The organism is Erwinia sp. JUb26, assembly GCF_003751505.1.
In the GTDB taxonomy this organism is placed as follows: Bacteria; Pseudomonadota; Gammaproteobacteria; order Enterobacterales; family Enterobacteriaceae; genus Erwinia.
The window spans coordinates 202,390-220,774 of the sequence record NZ_RJVB01000009.1 but is presented as its reverse complement, the minus strand read 5'-3'; the positions used below and the strand labels follow the sequence as shown (position 1 = coordinate 220,774).

Annotated in this window: 20 protein-coding genes; 15 read left to right on the top strand and 5 right to left on the bottom strand. The window is 55.7% G+C overall.

All coding sequences use genetic code 11. The annotated features are described in order from the left end of the window. The first annotated feature begins 75 nt into the window (after window positions 1–75). On the top strand, window positions 76–657 hold the full coding sequence (gene grpE / locus EC836_RS21390; protein ID WP_123336888.1) for a nucleotide exchange factor GrpE: 582 nt from the start codon (window positions 76–78) through the stop codon (window positions 655–657). Window positions 658–704: 47 nt separating this feature from the next. On the opposite strand, the gene ung is transcribed toward grpE, so the two are convergent. Next, a complete protein-coding gene (gene ung / locus EC836_RS21385; protein ID WP_123336886.1) occupies window positions 705–1,385 on the bottom strand; it encodes a uracil-DNA glycosylase in 681 nt (226 codons plus the stop codon). Between the two features lie 275 nt (window positions 1,386–1,660). Here ung and grcA point away from each other — a divergent pair, with 275 nt between their 5' ends. Further along, on the top strand, window positions 1,661–2,044 hold the full coding sequence (grcA, locus tag EC836_RS21380) for an autonomous glycyl radical cofactor GrcA (RefSeq protein ID WP_123336884.1): 384 nt from the start codon (window positions 1,661–1,663) through the stop codon (window positions 2,042–2,044). A 228-nt stretch (window positions 2,045–2,272) separates the two neighbouring features. Here the strand turns inward: grcA and srmB are convergent, their stop codons facing one another. Next, entirely contained in the window at window positions 2,273–3,601 is a 1,329-nt protein-coding gene (srmB, locus tag EC836_RS21375) for an ATP-dependent RNA helicase SrmB (RefSeq protein ID WP_123336881.1), read from the bottom strand. Between the two features lie 132 nt (window positions 3,602–3,733). On the opposite strand from srmB, the gene EC836_RS21370 reads away from it, so the two are divergent. Further along, a complete protein-coding gene (locus EC836_RS21370; RefSeq protein WP_123336879.1) occupies window positions 3,734–4,471 on the top strand; it encodes a tRNA1(Val) (adenine(37)-N6)-methyltransferase in 738 nt (245 codons plus the stop codon). Here the strand turns inward: EC836_RS21370 and nadB are convergent. After that, complete coding sequence (gene nadB / locus EC836_RS21365; RefSeq protein ID WP_123336877.1) at window positions 4,460–6,073, bottom strand: L-aspartate oxidase; 1,614 nt, start codon at window positions 6,071–6,073, stop codon at window positions 4,460–4,462. The genes EC836_RS21370 and nadB overlap by 12 nt on opposite strands. Before the next feature lie 472 nt (window positions 6,074–6,545). On the opposite strand from nadB, the gene rpoE reads away from it, so the two are divergent. The 11 genes from rpoE (at window position 6,546) to acpS (ending at window position 15,893) form a co-directional block, all read left to right on the top strand. Continuing rightward, on the top strand, window positions 6,546–7,121 hold the full coding sequence (gene rpoE / locus EC836_RS21360; RefSeq protein WP_105593184.1) for an RNA polymerase sigma factor RpoE: 576 nt from the start codon (window positions 6,546–6,548) through the stop codon (window positions 7,119–7,121). A 30-nt stretch (window positions 7,122–7,151) separates the two neighbouring features. Further along, window positions 7,152–7,802 (top strand): anti-sigma-E factor RseA, encoded by a 651-nt coding sequence (rseA, locus tag EC836_RS21355; protein ID WP_123336875.1) that lies wholly within the window; start codon window positions 7,152–7,154, stop codon window positions 7,800–7,802. Then, complete coding sequence (rseB, locus tag EC836_RS21350) at window positions 7,802–8,755, top strand: sigma-E factor regulatory protein RseB (RefSeq protein WP_123336873.1); 954 nt, start codon at window positions 7,802–7,804, stop codon at window positions 8,753–8,755. The genes rseA and rseB overlap by 1 nt, the downstream gene beginning before the upstream one ends. After that, window positions 8,752–9,216, top strand: a complete 465-nt coding sequence (gene rseC / locus EC836_RS21345; RefSeq protein WP_123336871.1) for a SoxR-reducing system protein RseC — start codon at window positions 8,752–8,754, stop codon at window positions 9,214–9,216. Before rseB ends, rseC begins: the two co-directional genes overlap by 4 nt. Window positions 9,217–9,454: 238 nt before the next feature. Next, a complete protein-coding gene (gene lepA / locus EC836_RS21340; RefSeq protein WP_123336868.1) occupies window positions 9,455–11,254 on the top strand; it encodes a translation elongation factor 4 in 1,800 nt (599 codons plus the stop codon). Window positions 11,255–11,284: 30 nt separating this feature from the next. Beyond that, a complete protein-coding gene (gene lepB, locus EC836_RS21335; RefSeq protein ID WP_123336866.1) occupies window positions 11,285–12,238 on the top strand; it encodes a signal peptidase I in 954 nt (317 codons plus the stop codon). Window positions 12,239–12,377: 139 nt separating this feature from the next. Further along, the gene (gene rnc, locus EC836_RS21330; RefSeq protein WP_123336864.1) at window positions 12,378–13,058 is read left to right on the top strand and encodes a ribonuclease III; all 681 of its coding nucleotides are present in this window, start codon (window positions 12,378–12,380) and stop codon (window positions 13,056–13,058) included. Continuing rightward, complete coding sequence (era, locus tag EC836_RS21325) at window positions 13,055–13,960, top strand: GTPase Era (RefSeq protein WP_123336862.1); 906 nt, start codon at window positions 13,055–13,057, stop codon at window positions 13,958–13,960. The genes rnc and era overlap by 4 nt, the downstream gene beginning before the upstream one ends. Before the next feature lie 5 nt (window positions 13,961–13,965). Beyond that, window positions 13,966–14,703: a DNA repair protein RecO gene (gene recO, locus EC836_RS21320; protein WP_123336860.1), complete on the top strand. Its 738-nt coding sequence runs from the start codon at window positions 13,966–13,968 to the stop codon at window positions 14,701–14,703. A 78-nt stretch (window positions 14,704–14,781) separates the two neighbouring features. Beyond that, a complete protein-coding gene (pdxJ, locus tag EC836_RS21315; protein ID WP_123336858.1) occupies window positions 14,782–15,513 on the top strand; it encodes a pyridoxine 5'-phosphate synthase in 732 nt (243 codons plus the stop codon). Then, window positions 15,513–15,893: a holo-ACP synthase gene (acpS, locus tag EC836_RS21310; protein WP_123336856.1), complete on the top strand. Its 381-nt coding sequence runs from the start codon at window positions 15,513–15,515 to the stop codon at window positions 15,891–15,893. Before pdxJ ends, acpS begins: the two co-directional genes overlap by 1 nt. On the opposite strand, the gene EC836_RS21305 is transcribed toward acpS, so the two are convergent. Continuing rightward, on the bottom strand, window positions 15,890–16,144 hold the full coding sequence (locus EC836_RS21305; protein ID WP_123336854.1) for a YfhL family 4Fe-4S dicluster ferredoxin: 255 nt from the start codon (window positions 16,142–16,144) through the stop codon (window positions 15,890–15,892). The genes acpS and EC836_RS21305 overlap by 4 nt on opposite strands. Window positions 16,145–16,330: 186 nt before the next feature. Beyond that, a complete protein-coding gene (locus tag EC836_RS21300) occupies window positions 16,331–17,170 on the bottom strand; it encodes a MurR/RpiR family transcriptional regulator (RefSeq protein WP_123336852.1) in 840 nt (279 codons plus the stop codon). Window positions 17,171–17,446: 276 nt separating this feature from the next. Here EC836_RS21300 and murQ point away from each other — a divergent pair, with 276 nt between their 5' ends. Further along, window positions 17,447–18,343: an N-acetylmuramic acid 6-phosphate etherase gene (gene murQ, locus EC836_RS21295; protein ID WP_123336850.1), complete on the top strand. Its 897-nt coding sequence runs from the start codon at window positions 17,447–17,449 to the stop codon at window positions 18,341–18,343. The last annotated feature ends 42 nt before the right edge of the window (window positions 18,344–18,385 follow it).

The following is an 18,385-nucleotide window of genomic DNA, read 5'->3' as shown; positions in this document are numbered from 1 at the left end:
TTCCCTTGAAACCGCGATTCTGATCCCCATAATAAGCGAACCAGCGATGGAATATGCACAAACGCGGAGAAATTCATGAGTAGTAAAGAACAGAACACACCAAACGAGCAAGTCTCAGACGAAATTGAGATCGAGCAGGCGAAAAACCAGGCCGCAGAGGCAGCAGAGGGCGTGGACCCACGCGATGAACGCATTGCGCAGCTGGAAGCTCAGCTGGCTGAATCTCTGGGCGGCGTGCGTGATGCACAGCTACGTGCTCAGGCCGAGATTGAAAATATTCGCCGTCGTGCGGAACTGGACGTTGAGAAGGCGCACAAATTTGCCCTGGAAAAATTCGCCAACGAGCTGCTGCCGGTGATCGACAGCCTTGAGCGTGCGCTGGAAGTGGCTGATAAAACCAACCCGGAACTGGCTTCGATGATCGAAGGTATTGAACTGACGATGAAATCGCTGCTGAACGCGGTAGGTAAATTCGGCGTGGAAGTGGTGGGCGAGACCCACGTGCCGTTCAATCCGGACGTGCATCAGGCGATGTCGATGATGGAATCTGAAGACGTTGCGCCAAACCACGTGATGATGGTGATGCAGCGCGGCTACACCCTGAACGGTCGCCTGCTACGCCCGGCGATGGTTGCGGTGGCGAAAGCCAAAGCCTGATAGCTAAATGTTAAAAAAAGCACCGTAAGGTGCTTTTTTTATCGCTGTTATTCAGGAAGATGCGGCGTCCAGTCTATTGGCGCTTCATTCCGTTCGATCAGCCACTGATTGGTTTTAGAGAAGTGCGAGGAACCGAAGAAACCGCGATGGGCCGACAGCGGGGAAGGGTGCGGCGCCTGTAAAACGTGGTGGCGCTGGCGGTCGATAATGCTGCCTTTCTTCTGCGCATGTGAACCCCACAGCAAAAAGACCACCCCTTCACGATGCTGATTGATCGCGGCAATCACGTTATCGGTAAACGTTTCCCAGCCAAATTTAGCGTGAGAATGGGCTTTACCGCCTTCAACGGTCAGCACGGTGTTCAACAGCATCACACCCTGGTGCGCCCAGCTCTCCAGAAAGCCGTGGTTAGGCCGCTGGAACCCGGGAATATCAGTCACCAGTTCTTTGTACATATTCACCAGCGAAGGGGGAACCTGCACGCCCGGCAGTACGGAAAATGCCAGTCCGTGTGCCTGATTTGGGCCGTGATAGGGGTCCTGCCCGAGGATCACCACCTTCACCTGCCCCAGCTCGGTCAGACGAAAGGCGTTAAAGACGTCTTTCTGTGGCGGATAAACCGTTTTGCCGGCCGCACGCTCTGCGGCGACCGCCGCCAGCGTTTCCCTGAAGTACGGTTTCTCTTTTTCCTCAGCCAGCACATCGTGCCAGGTCATGGTATTCACCATCGCCAACTCCTTTAAGTCTGTAGAGCGCGTAGCTTAACGTGGTTTGATAAGGGGTTAAACTTAAAAAATAATTGAATATTTACAAAAATTTTAGAAATCGGCATTTCTGGAAAATTGATACAAAACATGATGTTACTTGCACTGCCTCGATCCGCGGCTGACGACAGTTGATTTGGGTCAAAGAGGGCAGCATATCAGGCTGATATACAGAAGGTGGGTTTATCCATTCATTCGTGCGCAGTTCACTCTGCGCCCACCGCCTGGGAGGCAACATCATGATTACCGGAATCCAAATTACTCAAGCAAAAAATAGCGCGCTGCTGAACTCATTCTGGCTGCTGGATAGCGAGAAAGCGGAAGCGCGCTGCGTGTGCGCGAAATCTGGCTACAGCGAAGATCAGGTTGTGCCGGTCAGCGATCTGGGGCAAATCGAATATCGCGAAATCCCGCTGGAGATGAAGCCAGAGGTCCGCGTCGAAGGCGGTCAGCATCTGAATGTGAACGTGTTAAGCCGCGAAACGCTGGAAGAAGCGGTTAAGCATCCGGAAAAATACCCGCAGTTAACCATCCGCGTTTCCGGCTATGCGGTACGTTTTAACTCACTGACGGCGGAACAGCAGCGCGATGTGATTACCCGTACCTTTACTGAGAGTTTATAAGCCATAATCACCGCTTTTATTGGGTGACCTGTCGATAAACGCATCACGCCAGCAATCAGTTTAATTCACTGATTGCTGGCGTTTTTTTTATCATTTAGCAAAATCTAACGTCGGCAGGGAAACGCGTAGTGAACGCAAAGGCCAGTTTTGACATCAACGGCCTGTTTTTACCGCTAAGGTGCGAAAAAAAACCGCCTGTCGAAGGCGGTTTAATATCATGCAGTGCGATTATTCAGCACCGTCGGTTTTAGCCGCGCTTGGTTTACGGCGCTTACCGACATTTTTGGCGTCGCGGTGGCGGACTTTCGCACGCGGCTTCTCGTCTTCTTTCGCCTTTTCTTTCTTCTCTTTGCGTTTCGCCAGCACCTTCTTCGACGGTTTGCCTTTCAGCTTCTCGTTCGGTGGACGGGTGGTCGGACGCAGTTCTTCGATGATGCGCGACTTCAGTGGCTCCTGAATATAGCGGCTGATTTTACCCAGCAGCAGATTGTCGTGCGCTTCAACCAGCGAGATAGCGATGCCTTTCTTACCGGCACGGCCGGTACGGCCAATGCGGTGCAGATAGGTATCCGCCGTCACCGGCATATCGAAGTTGAACACGTGGCTGACGTCATCGATATCAATACCGCGCGCGGCGATATCGGTGGCAACCAGCACGTTTACGCGGCCTTCAGCAACGCGTTTAATCGCTTCGTTACGCTTAGCCTGCACCAGTTCACCTTCGAGGTAGCTGGTGTTAATCCCGGCTTCACGCAGCCATGCGCAGACTTCATGAACGCGCTCGCGCTTACGCACGAAGATCACCGCGCGGGTCACTTCCGGCTGCTTAAGCAGGTGGATAAGCAGGGCGGTTTTATGCTGCGTATCATCCGCACGGTAATACCACTGCTGGATTTTTTTACGCTCGCGACGCGCGGGATCGGCTTCAACTTCAACCGGCTCATTCAGGATACGCTCGGCGAAGTCCTTGATGGCTTCCCCTTCCAGCGTAGCGGAGAACAGCAGCGTCTGCTTGCGCCAGCGCGTTTCGGCACTGATCGTTTCAATATCCTGCGCAAAGCCCATGTCCAGCATGCGGTCGGCTTCGTCAAGGATCAGGGTTTCAACCGCGCGGCAGTCGAAGTTCTCTTCTTTAATGTACTGCAGCAGACGGCCGGTGGTGGCGACCACCAAATCCTGGTTTTCGCTGAACACTTCCGCGTGGTTCATAAACGCCACGCCGCCGGTGATGGTCGCGATGTCCAGGTGAGTATGTTTAGCCAGTTCGCGTGCCTGCTCGGCAACCTGCATCGCCAGTTCGCGCGTTGGCGTCAGGATCAGAACGCGCGGTGGGCCGGACTTCTTACGTGGGAAGTCGAGCAGGTGCTGCAGAACGGGCAGCAGGTAGGCCGCAGTTTTGCCTGTACCGGTTGGTGCCGAACCCAGAACGTCGCGACCCTCCAGTGCTGGCGGGATCGCCGCGGCCTGAATGGCAGTGGGGCGCGTGAAGCCTTTTTCCTGCAGGGCTTCCAGCAGGCTTTCGTCGAGTTCGAGTTCGGAAAAAGTGGTTACAGTCATGGTCTACCTCAGTTTGGGGCGCTGATTATAGACAGATTGAACGCGATCTTCATCTGTTTGTATCGGGTTAATGACTTTTCCTTCGTCACGGTTTGCCCTATGCTAGCGCCGTTTCTCTTTCAGGTCAGTCAAATGTCGCAACAGAAAGCCATTCTCCGTGCCAACGGGTTTACCTTTAAACAATTTTTTGTCGCTCACGATCGTTGCGCCATGAAGGTGGGCACGGACGGTGTGCTGCTTGGCGCATGGGCACCGGTTGCCAACGTAACCCGCGTGCTGGATATTGGCTCGGGCAGCGGTCTGATTGCGCTGATGCTGGCACAGCGCACGGCGGAATCGGTGCAGGTTGATGCCGTCGAGCTTGATGCGGCGGCGGCAGAGCAGGCGCAGGAAAACGTGGCCGCCTCGCCGTGGCCGGATCGAATTCGGGTTCATCAGGCCGATATTCTTGAATGGACGACGCGTTGTGAACAGCGCTATTCGCTGATTGTCAGCAATCCACCCTATTTTGCACCGGGTTCCGACTGTGCCACCCCGGAGCGCGCTTCCGCTCGCTATACCGGCGCGCTGACGCATGAAGCCCTGCTGGGCTGCGCCGAGCAGCTCATTACGGAGGAAGGCTTTTTCTGCGTGATCCTGCCGGAATCTGCGGGCAGTGCCCTGGTCGAGATGGCGCTACAGCGCGGCTGGCATCTGCGCTTTCGTACCGATGTGGCCGATAACGATACCCGGCCACCGAACCGCGTCATGCTGGCGCTGTCGCCGAAAGCGGGCGAGCAGATGCTGGATCGGATGACGATTCGGGGGCCGGATCAGCACTACTCCGAGGCGCACTGTAGCCTGACCCGCGAGTTCTATTTATTCCGCTAGTCGGGGAACCAGCACCGTCGGTCTGGCCTCGCCCAGCGCTTCGGGATAATCGAGCGTATAGTGCAGGCCGCGGCTCTCTTTGCGGTCGAGGGCGCATCGCACCATCAGCTCAGCAACCTGCACCAGATTGCGCAGTTCCAGCAGGTTGTTTGAAATGCGGAAATTGGCGTAGTACTCGTCAATTTCCTGCTGCAGCGTGTTAATGCGCCGCAGCGCGCGCTCCAGGCGTTTCGTGGTGCGAACAATCCCCACGTAGTCCCACATAAACAGCCGCAGCTCGTGCCAGTTATGCTGGATCACCACCCGCTCATCGGAATCATCCACCCGGCTTTCATCCCATACCGGCAGTGCCGTCGCCAGCTCAACGTCAGCCAGGCGACGATCGATATCCTCCGCCGCCGACCAGCCGTAAACCAGACACTCCAGCAAAGAATTTGAAGCCAGTCGGTTCGCCCCGTGCAGGCCGGTATAGCTGACCTCGCCAATCGCGTACAGTCCGCTGAGGTCGGTTTGCCCCTGCTGATTGACCATCACGCCACCGCAGGTATAGTGCGCCGCCGGGACGATAGGGATCGGCTGGCTGGTGAGATCGAAGCCCAGCGTCAGTAGCTTTTCGTAGATGGTCGGGAAATGAGCGCGGATAAAGTCCGGCGGCTGATGGCTGATATCCAGATACATGCAGTCGGCACCCAGCCGCTTCATCTCGTGGTCAATCGCCCGGGCGACGATATCACGCGGAGCCAGTTCGCCGCGCGGATCGAAGTCCGGCATAAAGCGAGAGCCATCAGGACGCTTGAGCAGTGCGCCTTCACCGCGCAGGGCCTCGGTCAACAGGAAGTTGCGGGCGTCTGGATGGAACAGGCAGGTGGGGTGGAACTGGTTGAACTCCAGATTGGCTACCCGACAGCCTGCACGCCAGGCCATGGCAATGCCGTCACCGGAGGCGACGTCCGGGTTGGTGGTGTACTGGTACACCTTCGCGGCGCCGCCGGTTGCCAGCACCACGGCCCGGGCGCGGCAGGATTCAACCTTTTCATGTTTCCGGTTCCAGATATAGGCGCCGACCACCCGACGTTCGCCCGGCAGGCCGATCTTGTCGGAAACGATCAGGTCGACGGCGTTGCTGCGCTCAATCAGCGTGATGTTGGGATGGCTGAGCGCCTGGCTGACCAGGGTGGTTTCAACGGCCCGGCCGGTGGCGTCGGCGCTGTGCAGGATGCGGCGGTGGCTGTGGCCGCCTTCGCGCGTCAGATGATAGCGCTGCTCACTGTTTTCCGGCGTTTCTTTATCGAAAAGCACGCCGTTATCAATCAGCCACTGAACGCAGTGACGAGCATTACTGGCGATAAAGGCAACCGCCTCGCGCTCACACAGACCGCTGCCGGCAACCAGCGTATCTTCAATATGGGACTCGATACTGTCAGTTTCATCAAACACCGCCGCAATGCCGCCCTGGGCATAAAATGTTGAGCCTTCGCTGACCGGGCCCTTACTCAGCACGGTAACGCGGTGTTTTTCCGCGAGTCGCAGCGCCAGCGAAAGGCCCGCCGCGCCGCTGCCAATAATCAAGACATCACAGCTGTAATCGGAAGAATGCGTCATGGTGTTTAATTTACTAAACAGGTTGTTTGCTGAGCATAGCACTCAAATTAATCAGGCAAAAAGGCTTTTTATCGACCAGTATGCAGAGTGTGATCCGCATTAAGATGCGCAGAACCGCCGCTCTGCATCGCCCTCAACGCGCAAGGTGGGGTTGTTAATAGTGTGAACTGAAGCTTTATGAAGCGATTAGAGGGTGAAAAACCTGGCCCCATGCGTTACTCTGCGGGCGTCGTCAGGGTGATGAACGATGCGTTCAGTATCCAAAGAAAGGCAGTGGCTCACAAATTGGCAAAAATGCATAAAAAAGCGCGCTGATTTGTAAATATGTCCTGATGGCCTCACAAAAATAATGGCGTAATGGAACTTCTCCTATGAATACCACTCAAATCGCGTGCTTGCTCGAAAACTATATTGGGTTATCACTGGGAGTTTGGTTACGCGTGGAAACAGATTTGGGGAGATTTTACCTCGGATGAGCGAGCAGTTAACGGATCAGATTCTCGTTGAGCGCGTGCAGAAGGGCGATCAGAAGTCATTCAATTTACTGGTAGTCCGCTACCAGCATAAAGTGGCGAGTCTGGTTTCCCGCTATGTACCTTCAGGAGATGTTCCTGACGTAGTGCAGGAATCATTTATTAAGGCCTATCGTGCGCTGGAATCTTTCCGGGGGGATAGCGCTTTCTATACCTGGCTCTACCGAATTGCCGTCAATACGGCTAAAAATTATCTGGTTGCTCAGGGGCGTCGTCCGCCGTCCAGCGATGTGGACGCTATCGACGCAGAAAATTTTGAAAGTGCGGGAGCACTAAAAGAAATTTCGAACCCTGAGAACTTAATGTTGTCAGAAGAACTGAAACAGATAGTTTTTCGTACTATCGAAACGTTACCTGAAGACCTGCGCATGGCGATTACGCTGCGCGAACTTGATGGCCTGAGCTATGAAGAGATAGCGGTTATCATGGACTGTCCGGTGGGTACGGTTCGGTCACGAATTTTTCGTGCGCGAGAAGCTATTGATAATAAAATTCAACCGCTTATCCAACGTTAGCAATAACGTACACAGGAAGGGTATTGAGGCATGCAGAAAGAACAACTTTCCGCTTTAATGGATGGTGAAGCACTGGATACCGAGCTGATGTCGGCGCTCAATTCCGATGCAGCACTACAGAAAAACTGGGAAAGCTATCATCTGATCCGCGATACGCTGCGTGGCGACGTCCCACAGCTGCTGGATTTTGATATCGCTGCCCGCGTGGCCGCGGCTATCGAAGATGAGCCAGCGAAAACTGTCACCCGATTGATCCCGGAAGCTCAGCCGAAACCCGAAGACGCTGAGAAAATGCCGTTCTGGGGCAAAGTGCGCCCGTGGGCCGCTCAGATTACTCAGGTTGGCCTGGCCGCCTGCGTTTCACTGGCGGTTATCGTCGGCGTTCAGCAGTACAACAAGCCCGTTGTGGGCCAGTCTTCAGATTCCCCGGCGTTTAACACGCTGCCGATGATGGGGCAGGCTTCGCAGGTTAGCCTTGGCGTACCGTCTGAAAACGCAACCAGCACCAGCAAAGTGAATCAGCAGGCGCAGGATCAGCGTCGTCGCGTGAATGCGCTGCTGCAGGACTATGAACTTCAGCGTCGTCTGCATGCAGAACAGCTGCAGTTCGATCAAAATCCTGACCAGCAGGCTGCTGCTCAGGTTCCCGGTAATCAGTCCTTAGGAATGCAACAGCAGTAATGAAGCAGCTTTGGTGTGCCGTCAGCCTTCTGGCTGGCAGCCTGATGTACTCCTCTGTCGCCCCGGCACAATCTCCGTCCGGGGCGCTGTTACAACAGATGGAGCAGGCAAGCCAGTCTCTCAGTTATGAACTCGCCTATATCAATGTCTCCAGACTGGGGATCGAATCCCTGCGCTATCGTCATGCGGTCATTGATAACAAAACCTACGCGCAGCTGTTGCAAATGGATGGACCTCGTCGAGAGATCATCCAGCGCGGCAACGAGATCAGCTATTTCGAACCGGGACTCGAGCCGTTTACCCTGGCGGGCGATCACATTGTCGATTCGCTGCCTGCGCTGGTTTACGCCGATTTTGAGCACCTCGCCAGCAGCTATGATTTTGTCTCAGTGGGCCGCACGCGCATTGCCGATCAGCTCTGTGAGGTGATTCGCATCGTCTCGCGCGATGGTACCCGCTATGGCTACGTGGTCTGGCTGGACAGTGAAACCAAGCTGCCGCTGCGCGTCGATTTGCTGGATCGCGACGGCGAAACGCTGGAACAGTATCGCGTGATCAGCTTTGCCGTCGATCAGGGCGTCAGTAAGCTGATGCAGGGGCTGGAAACCGCCAAGCTGCCGCCATCGCTGTCGGTGCCTGCGGGCAACAAGGCCACGTTTAACTGGAAAGCCGGATGGCTGCCGGCGGGAATGAAGGAAGTGGCGCAGAGCCGCCGCCAGATCCCGTCGCTTAATCGCCCGGTCGAGTCGCGCCTCTATTCCGATGGCCTGTTCAGCTTCTCGATAAATATCACCCTTGCGGATAAAAACAGCGCATCGCAGCTGTTGCGCACTGGGCGTCGTACGGTGCAGACTGAGGTGCGTAATAATGCGGAAATTACCGTAGTGGGCGAACTGCCACCCGCTACTGCCAAACGCATTGCTGACAGCATTACTTTAGGTACCACACCATGATGAGAGAATGGGCTACGGTTGTCTCGTGGCAAAACGGCGTGGCGACGCTGCATTCGGAAATTAAAACCTCCTGCAGCAGCTGCTCTGCCCGTAAGGGCTGCGGCAGCCACATGCTGAACAAACTTGGGCCGAAAAACGCCCACGTGATGAAGATTAGCAGCCCCGATCCGTTGATTCCGGGCCAGCGTATTGAGCTGGGCATCGCTGAATCCAGCCTGCTGAGTTCGGCGCTGCTGGTTTATATGTCGCCGCTGGTCGGGTTGTTTATTCTTGCCGGACTGTTCCAGATGCTGTTTCACAGCGATCTGGCCGCCGCCTGCGGCGCGCTGCTCGGCGGTATTGGCGGCTTTATCATTGCCCGTGGAATTTCCAGCATACTGGGCCGCTCGGCGTCGTACCAGCCGGTGATCCTCAGCGTGGCATTACCGCCGGACGCCCTGCACGTCACCACCGATGCCTGATCCTCTTCGCTTCTGCCCCAGCCACAATCTGGGGGGCAGGGCGAACTTTTGCATAATATTTACGCAATTCTTTGTTTCCACGCCGTTGCTGGTACTATTGGCACCCCGCGATGATTCCACCCCTTTGATATGTAGTGTAGAATGCAGCCTTTCGGGCCTCTGTTCGCCTGTGATATCACGCTCTCCTGATTTACTATCGCGAGAGTTCCAGAATTTGTAAGGCAGAAAAACCTCAATAATGAAGCACATAAGAAACTTTTCGATCATCGCCCACATTGACCACGGTAAATCGACGCTCTCCGATCGTCTGATTCAGATTTGCGGTGGCCTGACCGAACGTGAAATGGCTGCACAGGTTCTGGATTCCATGGATTTAGAACGTGAGCGCGGTATTACCATTAAAGCGCAGAGCGTCACCCTCGATTACCACGCCCCTGATGGTCAGACCTATCAGCTGAACTTCATCGACACCCCGGGACACGTTGACTTCTCCTACGAAGTTTCTCGTTCTCTGGCGGCGTGTGAGGGCGCATTGCTGGTGGTTGACGCCGGTCAGGGTGTTGAAGCCCAGACGCTGGCGAACTGTTACACCGCGATGGAAATGGATCTGGAAGTGGTGCCGGTTCTGAATAAGATCGACCTGCCTGCGGCCGATCCTGAGCGTGTTGCTCAGGAAATTGAAGATATCGTTGGTATCGACGCCACCGACGCGGTGCGCTGCTCGGCGAAAACCGGCGTGGGCGTACCGGACGTGCTGGAACGTCTGGTGCGAGATATTCCACCGCCGGAAGGCGATCCGGAAGGTCCGCTGCAGGCGCTGATCATTGACTCCTGGTTCGATAACTATCTCGGCGTTGTCTCGCTGGTGCGTATTAAGAACGGCACCATGCGCAAGGGCGACAAGATCAAAGTGATGAGTACAGGTCAGGTTTACAACGCCGACCGCCTGGGGATTTTCACGCCAAAACGCGAAGATACCGATGTGCTGAACTGCGGCGAAGTAGGCTGGCTGGTCTGTGCGATCAAAGACATCCTCGGTGCGCCGGTGGGCGATACCCTGACGCTGGCACGTCATCCGGCGGATAAAGCACTGCCTGGCTTTAAGAAAGTGAAGCCGCAGGTTTACGCCGGTCTGTTCCCGATCAGCTCCGACGACTATGAAGCCTTCCGCGACGCGCTGGGCAAGCTGAGCCTTAACGACGCCTCCCTGTTCTACGAGCCGGAAAGCTCAACGGCGCTGGGCTTTGGTTTCCGCTGCGGCTTCCTTGGCCTGCTGCACATGGAAATCATCCAGGAGCGTCTGGAGCGTGAGTACGATCTTGAACTGATTACCACGGCGCCAACCGTAGTCTATGAAGTGCAAACCACGGACAATGAGACCGTCTACGTTGACAGCCCGGGCAAACTGCCGCCGCTGAACAACATCGAAGAGCTGCGTGAGCCGATTGCGGAATGTCACATGCTGCTGCCGCAGGAATATCTCGGTAACGTGATTACGCTGTGTATCGAAAAACGCGGCGTGCAGACCAACATGGTTTACCACGGTAACCAGGTTGCGCTGACCTATGAAATCCCGATGGCGGAAGTGGTACTCGATTTCTTCGACCGCCTGAAGTCGACTTCACGTGGCTATGCGTCACTGGATTACAACTTCAAGCGCTTCCAGACCTCTGATATGGTGCGCGTGGACGTACTGATCAACGGCGAGCGTGTCGATGCGCTGGCGCTGATCACTCACCGAGAGAATTCTCAGTACCGCGGCCGCGATCTGGTCGAGAAGATGAAAGATCTGATCCCGCGCCAGCAGTTCGACATTGCGATTCAGGCGGCGATTGGTACCCATATCATCGCCCGCTCAACCGTGAAACAGCTGCGTAAAAACGTGCTCGCCAAGTGTTACGGCGGTGACGTCAGCCGTAAGAAAAAGCTGCTGCAGAAACAGAAAGACGGTAAGAAACGCATGAAGCAGGTGGGTAACGTTGAGCTGCCGCAGGAAGCGTTCCTTGCCATTCTCCACGTCGGTAAAGACAGCAAATAAGGCCCGACTTCGGGCTTTGAGGGAACTGGAATGGCTAATATGTTCGCCCTGATTTTGGCGATAGCAACGCTGGTCACCGGAATTATCTGGTGTATCGACAAGTATAAATGGGCACCGGCCCGCCGGGCTAAGCGCGCGGCGGCAAAAGCCGAAGGCACGCCAGAAACCAAAGCGGATAAACAGCCGGGCTGGGTGGAAACCACGGCATCGGTGTTCCCTGTTTTGCTGGTGGTGTTTGTGGTGCGCTCATTTATTTTTGAACCGTTCCAGATCCCATCAGGATCGATGATGCCGACGCTGCTAATCGGGGATTTTATCCTCGTGGAAAAGTATGCCTACGGCATTAAAGATCCGATTACCCAGACTACATTGATCCCCACCGGGCATCCTAAGCGCGGTGACGTGGTGGTATTTAAATACCCGAAAGATCCCAGTCTGGACTATATTAAGCGTGCCGTTGGCGTCCCGGGCGATCGGGTGACCTACGATGCCTTAAGCAAAACGGTTTCCATCACCCCTGGCTGCGGCGGCGGGAAGTGTGAAACCGCAGTGCCGGTCACCTATTCAGACGTTGAGCCGAGCGATTTTATCCAGACCTTCAGCGGTTTTAACGGTAATGAAGCCGGTAATGGTTTCTTCCAGGTACCACAGGGGAAATCGATGCCTGGCGGTCTGCGTTTAGCCACGCGTAATGAAACCCTTGGCGACGTGACTCACCGGATTTTACTGGTGACCCAGATGCCAAGCCAGTCGGCGTCTTACTACCAGCAGCCGGGACAGGAGCAGTCCACGTGGGTCGTGCCGCAGGGCATGTACTTTATGATGGGCGATAACCGCGATAACAGCGCCGACAGCCGCTACTGGGGCTTTGTCCCGGAACGTAATCTGGTGGGTAAAGCGACGGCTATCTGGATGAGCTTCGAAAAACAGGAAGGCGAATGGCCGACCGGCGTACGTTTGAGCCGGATTGGTGGCATTCACTAATACTCATCGTTGGATGAGTATATTTAACGGTTGGCTTCCCGGTTGGGGAGCCACTGCACACGAAACAGATTGTGTTGGTGTTCAGGCTCAGCCCTGTTCCGTGTGCAGCATAATTGACGCATTCAGAAATTGGTAAAGCATGAACCCCATCGTAATTAACAAGCTTCAACGCAAGTTGGGCTACACTTTTACTCATCAGGAATTGTTACAGCAGGCACTTACCCACCGTAGCGCCAGCAGCAAACATAACGAGCGACTGGAATTTCTGGGCGACTCTATTCTGAGCTATGTCATTGCCAACGCCCTTTATCATCGCTTCCCGCGCGTGGATGAAGGCGACATGAGCCGTATGCGAGCTACGCTGGTGCGTGGTAATACGCTGGCGGAAATGGCACGAGAGTTTGACCTCGGCGAATGCCTGCGCCTTGGGCCGGGCGAGCTGAAAAGCGGCGGTTATCGCCGTGAATCGATTCTGGCTGATACGGTTGAAGCACTGATTGGGGGAGTTTTCCTCGACAGTGATATCGGGACGGTGGAGCAGCTGATCCTCAGCTGGTACGCCAGCCGTCTTGAGCAGATCAGTCCGGGCGATAAACAAAAGGATCCAAAAACGCGCCTGCAGGAGTTTCTGCAGGGTCGCCATCTGCCGCTGCCATCTTATCTGGTGGTGCAGGTCCGTGGCGAAGCGCACGATCAGGAATTTACTATTCACTGCCAGGTAAGCGGCATGGCAGATCCGGTTGTGGGAACCGGTTCAAGCCGTCGCAAAGCTGAGCAGGCAGCGGCCGAACAGGCGCTGATTAAGCTGGGAATTGAATGAGCGAACAAACCACCCATTGCGGCTTTATTGCTATTGTAGGCCGTCCAAACGTCGGTAAATCGACCTTACTGAACCAGTTACTGGGGCAGAAGGTTTCCATTACCTCGCGTAAACCGCAAACCACCCGTCACCGTATCATGGGGATTCATACCGAAGGCGCCTATCAGGCGATCTACGTGGATACCCCGGGTCTGCATATGGAAGAAAAGCGGGCGATCAACCGCCTGATGAACCGTGCGGCCAGCAGTTCTATCGGTGACGTTGAGCTGGTGATCTTTGTTGTTGAAGGTACCAAATGGACCGCCGACGACGAAATGGTGCTGAACAAACTGAAAGACAACAAGGTGCCGGTGCTGCTGGCGATCAACAAAGTCGACAACATCACCGATAAAAGCATCCTGCTGCCGCATCTGCAGTTCCTCAGCGAGCAGATGAACTTTATGGACGTGGTGCCGATCTCGGCTGAAAAAGGCAATAACGTCGATACCATTGCCAACATCGTGCACAAGCTGCTGCCGGAAGCGGAACACCACTTCCCGGAAGAGTACGTCACCGATCGTTCTCAGCGCTTTATGGCCTCGGAAATCATCCGTGAAAAGCTGATGCGTTTCCTCGGTGCGGAACTGCCTTACTCCGTGACCGTTGAGATTGAACAGTTCGTCTCTAACGCACGCGGTGGCTATGATATCAACGGCTTGATCCTCGTTGAGCGTGAAGGGCAGAAGAAGATGGTCATCGGCAATAAAGGCGCCAAGATCAAAGTGATCGGTACGGAAGCGCGTAAAGATATGGAAGAGATGTTCGAGGCGAAGGTACACCTTGAACTGTGGGTCAAAGTGAAGTCCGGCTGGGCGGATGATGAACGCGCCCTACGCAGCCTGGGCTATACTGACGACCTCTGATTTTGATGGAAGGCTGGCAACGCGCATTTGTCCTGCACGCGCGACCGTGGAGCGAAACCAGCCTGCTGCTCGATCTGTTCTCTGAACAGCACGGCAGGGTGCGGGTACTGGCGAAAGGTGCCCGCTCCAAACGTTCCAGCCTGAAGGGCGCTCTGCAACCCTTCACCCCTCTGCTGGTACGCTGGGGAGGGCGCGGCGAGGTGAAAACCCTGCGCGGCGCTGAACCCGTTTCGCTGGCGCTTCCGCTGAGCGGCACCACTCTCTACTGTGGCCTGTACGTCAACGAACTGCTTTCACGCGTGCTGGAGCACGAAACCGCCTTTAACGAACTCTTCTTTGACTATCTGCACTGTATCCAGGCGCTGGCGGCGACGTCCGGCTCACCCGAACCTGCGCTACGCCGCTTCGAACTGGCGATGCTGGGCCATCTTGGTTACGGCGTGGATTTCATGCACTGTGCCGGAAGTGGGGAAGAGGTCGCCGATGAGATGACCTACAGCTACCGTGAAGAGAAAGGGTTTATTGCCAGCCTGGTGGTCAACAACCGCAGCTTCACAGGGCGGCAGCTGCGCGCGCTCTGGCAGCGGGAATTTCCCGATGCGGACACCCTGCGAGCTGCCAAGCGCTTTACCCGTATTGCGCTAAAACCCTACCTGGGCGGCAGGCCGCTGAAAAGCACCGAACTGTTTCGCCAGTTTCTGCCGAGAAAACGAGCGGACGTCGCGCCTGCGGCCGACGAATAGCGACAGGTCATACCCCTGCGCCCGTCGAACGTTGTACACTCGATCTCGATAAAACATTCGCGATCACCAGAGGACACCATGGCTGAGTTACTGTTAGGCGTAAATATCGATCACGTTGCCACCGTACGCAACGCGCGCGGCACGATCTATCCCGATCCGGTTCAGGCTGCATTTGTCTCAGAGCAGGCGGGCGCCGACGGCATTACCGTGCACCTGCGTGAAGACCGTCGCCACATCACCGACCGCGATGTGCGTATCCTGCGCCAGACAATTCAGACCAGAATGAACCTGGAAATGGCGGTCACCGATGAGATGGTCGATATCGCCTGTGAAATCGTGCCGCATTTTTGCTGCCTGGTGCCGGAAAAACGCGAAGAGGTGACCACCGAAGGCGGACTGGATGTGGCCGGTCAGCTGGATAAAGTGACCGCAGCGGTTAAGCGCCTGAACGATGCCGGGATTCTGGTTTCGCTGTTTATTGACTCCGATCGCCAGCAGATCGATGCCGCTGTGGCTTCCGGCGCGCCTTATATCGAAATCCACACCGGTGCTTACGCTGAGGCGGCAGAAGGCCCGGCGCGCGATGCGGAGCTGGCGCGTATTGCCGAAGCGGCTACCTACGCCGCAGGTAAAGGGCTGAAGGTTAACGCCGGTCACGGTCTGACCTATCACAACGTCCAGCCCATCGCCGTTCTGCCGGAGATGCACGAGCTGAACATCGGTCATGCGATTATTGGCCGTGCGGTGTTCAGCGGGCTGGCAGAGGCGGTGAAAGAGATGAAGCAGCTGATGCGGGAAGCGCGTCGATAATGGCGATTCTCGGCCTCGGTACGGATATTGTGGAAATTGCCCGCATCGAAGGGGTGATTTCACGCTCGGGTGACCGACTGGCGAAACGGGTACTCAGCCCTAATGAATGGGCGCAGTACCAGGCCCATCAGCAGCCGGTGCGGTTCCTGGCCAAGCGGTTCGCGGTGAAGGAGGCAGCGGCAAAAGCTTTCGGCACCGGCATTCGCGGCGGTCTGGCGTTTAATCAGTTTGAGGTTTATAACGACGCGTTAGGCAAGCCGGGGCTGAGATTCTTCCAGCACGCGCAGGACGTTGCGAAGAAGCTGGGTGTGATGCACGTTCACGTCACCCTGGCCGATGAGCGCCATTACGCCTGCGCGACGGTGATTATCGAAAGCTAACCCGCAGGGTGCAGCACCACGAACTTTTCCCACAGCTGGTCGTTCGTTTCTACCCGCTGTGGGTCGATAATAATGGTGTTATCAATCGGGCAGACCTGCTGGCAGGTCGGCGAATCGTAGTGGCCAACGCACTCGGTGCAGCGATCGGTGTCGATCTCGTAGTATTCCAGCCCCATCGAAATTGCCTCGTTGGGGCATTCAGGTTCGCACATATCGCAATTTATACAGCGTTTGGTAATCAGTAGTGCCATCTTGGATGAGGTGCCGTTAAAGTCATTCAATCAGTAAGTTAACAACCCGTTAAGTCGAAACGCCATAACCTACTGCTGCATATTCAATGCCGCGCACTTTACCACAACTGGCCAATAGCCCCAATAACGATGATGTTTTTACCGTGTAAAGACGTTATGTGTTTATGAACTTTCTGACTGCCATGATCAGGTCAATTTCTTAACCAGTGCCTCACTGTGCCGGATATGGCTGGTTGCGCGTTCCGGATCGCGCTGGATCAGTGCCATAAACAGCAGATCGGTGAGTGCCAGCTGCGCCATCGTAGAGGATATAGCCGCACTACGCGTGGTTTGCTCTTCCGCCACCGTATATAAACAGTGCGATGCCGCCTGCTGCAGCGTATTCGGCGTAAAGCCGGTAAAGGCCAGCACCGTTGCACCAATACGCTGTGCCTCCTGCGCCGCCAGGTTAATTTCCCGCCGCTCGCCGGTGTAGGAAACGGCCAGCAGCACGTCGCCGGGGCTCATCGCCTGTACGCTGGCCAGTAGCGCATGCATATCCTGTTCGGCGACCGCGCTGATACCGATCTTCATCAGCTTCCACGAAAAATCCTTGGCAACTAAGCCTGAAGCCCCGATGCCTACCAGCACGATGCGCTTGGCGTTGCGCAGCAGGCGCAATGTTTCCAGCAGCATCTCCTCGCTGTTGATATCCAGCGTGGCACGGATAGCCGACATTTTTTCCGTAAACAGCTTTTCACCCACGGTTTTTAGAGGATCGTCGCTGAGGATAAGGTTGTGCACGGTAATCGCATCTTTGTCCGCCAGCGATTCGCTAAGCGCCAGCTTCAGCGCCGGGAAACCTTTATAGCCCAGTTTCTGGGCAAATTTCACCACGCTGGACTGGCTGACGCCGGATTCATCCGCCAGCTTTTGTGAACTCAGGTGGCGCGCGTGGTCCGGCTGCGACAGCAGGTAGTCAGCCAGGCGGCGCTCATTTAGTGCCAGACTGGGATACAGCTGACGAATACGCAGCAGTGAACTCATCTTTTTTCCTCTTGCCAGTTCGAATTCAGCACGTTGAATTAACGACAATGATAACAGGCGCGACGCAAAGTCTAACCCCCCTGATTCGCCGTTTCCATATTTAGAAAGGCAAAATGGCAGGTGCAACAGGCGGGTAATCTGATGTGCCGGATATTTCTGCTTCTCGTTGTTCGACTAACGTTTACAATGATTTTAGTGTAAAAACGGTTTGTTTTGAATAAAATATTCAACAAATGAAATATCTGTTCGAATTAAAAATTCAGTCAGGGGGAAAGAATGGATCTGGGTTCACTGGTGTCGGAAACCCGCAATGCGGACACGCTCGATCTCGACAGTCTGTCAACGCTGGAGATGGTCACCCGATTTAATCAGCAGGATGCCACCGTGGCCGCGGCGGTCAGCCTGACGCTGCCGCAGGTAGCAAAGGCCGTCGACGACGCCGCCGCCGCACTGGCCGCCGGTGGTCGCATCATTTACATGGGCGCAGGCACCAGCGGCCGCCTGGGCGTGCTGGATGCATCGGAATGCCCGCCGACGTTTGGCGTCTCGCACGATCTGGTGATTGGCCTGATTGCCGGTGGGCCGGGGGCGATGTTTAAGGCCGTTGAGGGGGCAGAAGACGATGAACAGCTGGGTGTCAGCGACTTACAGGCGTTGGATCTCAGTCCCAACGATATGGTGATCGGCCTGGCCGCCTCCGGCCGCACGCCGTACGTTATCGGCGCGCTGCGCTATGCCCGCCAGCACGGGTGCCGCACGGCAGCCATCTCATGCAATCCCGGTTCGCCAATTGCCCGCGAAGCGGAAATCGCCATTTCGCCGGTGGTAGGGCCGGAAGCGCTGACCGGTTCAACCCGCCTGAAGTCGGGTACTGCACAAAAGCTGGTACTGAATATGATCTCCACCGGCGCGATGGTGAAAATCGGTAAGGTCTGGCAAAACCTGATGGTCGACATGAAAGCCACCAATATCAAGCTGGTGGATCGTGCTGGTCGTATGGTGTGTGAAGCCACGGGCTGTACTCATCAGCAGGCCGATGACGCGTTAGGGCAGGTCGACTACGAAGTGAAAACGGCCATCCTGATGATCCTGGCCGATCTGTCAGGCTCCGAGGCGCGCGAGCGGCTCGCCAGACACGGTGGTTTTCTTCGCGCTGCGCTTAACGAGCGCTAAAAGCGAGTTCTTCACTGACTTCTGACTACACTTACTAGATTC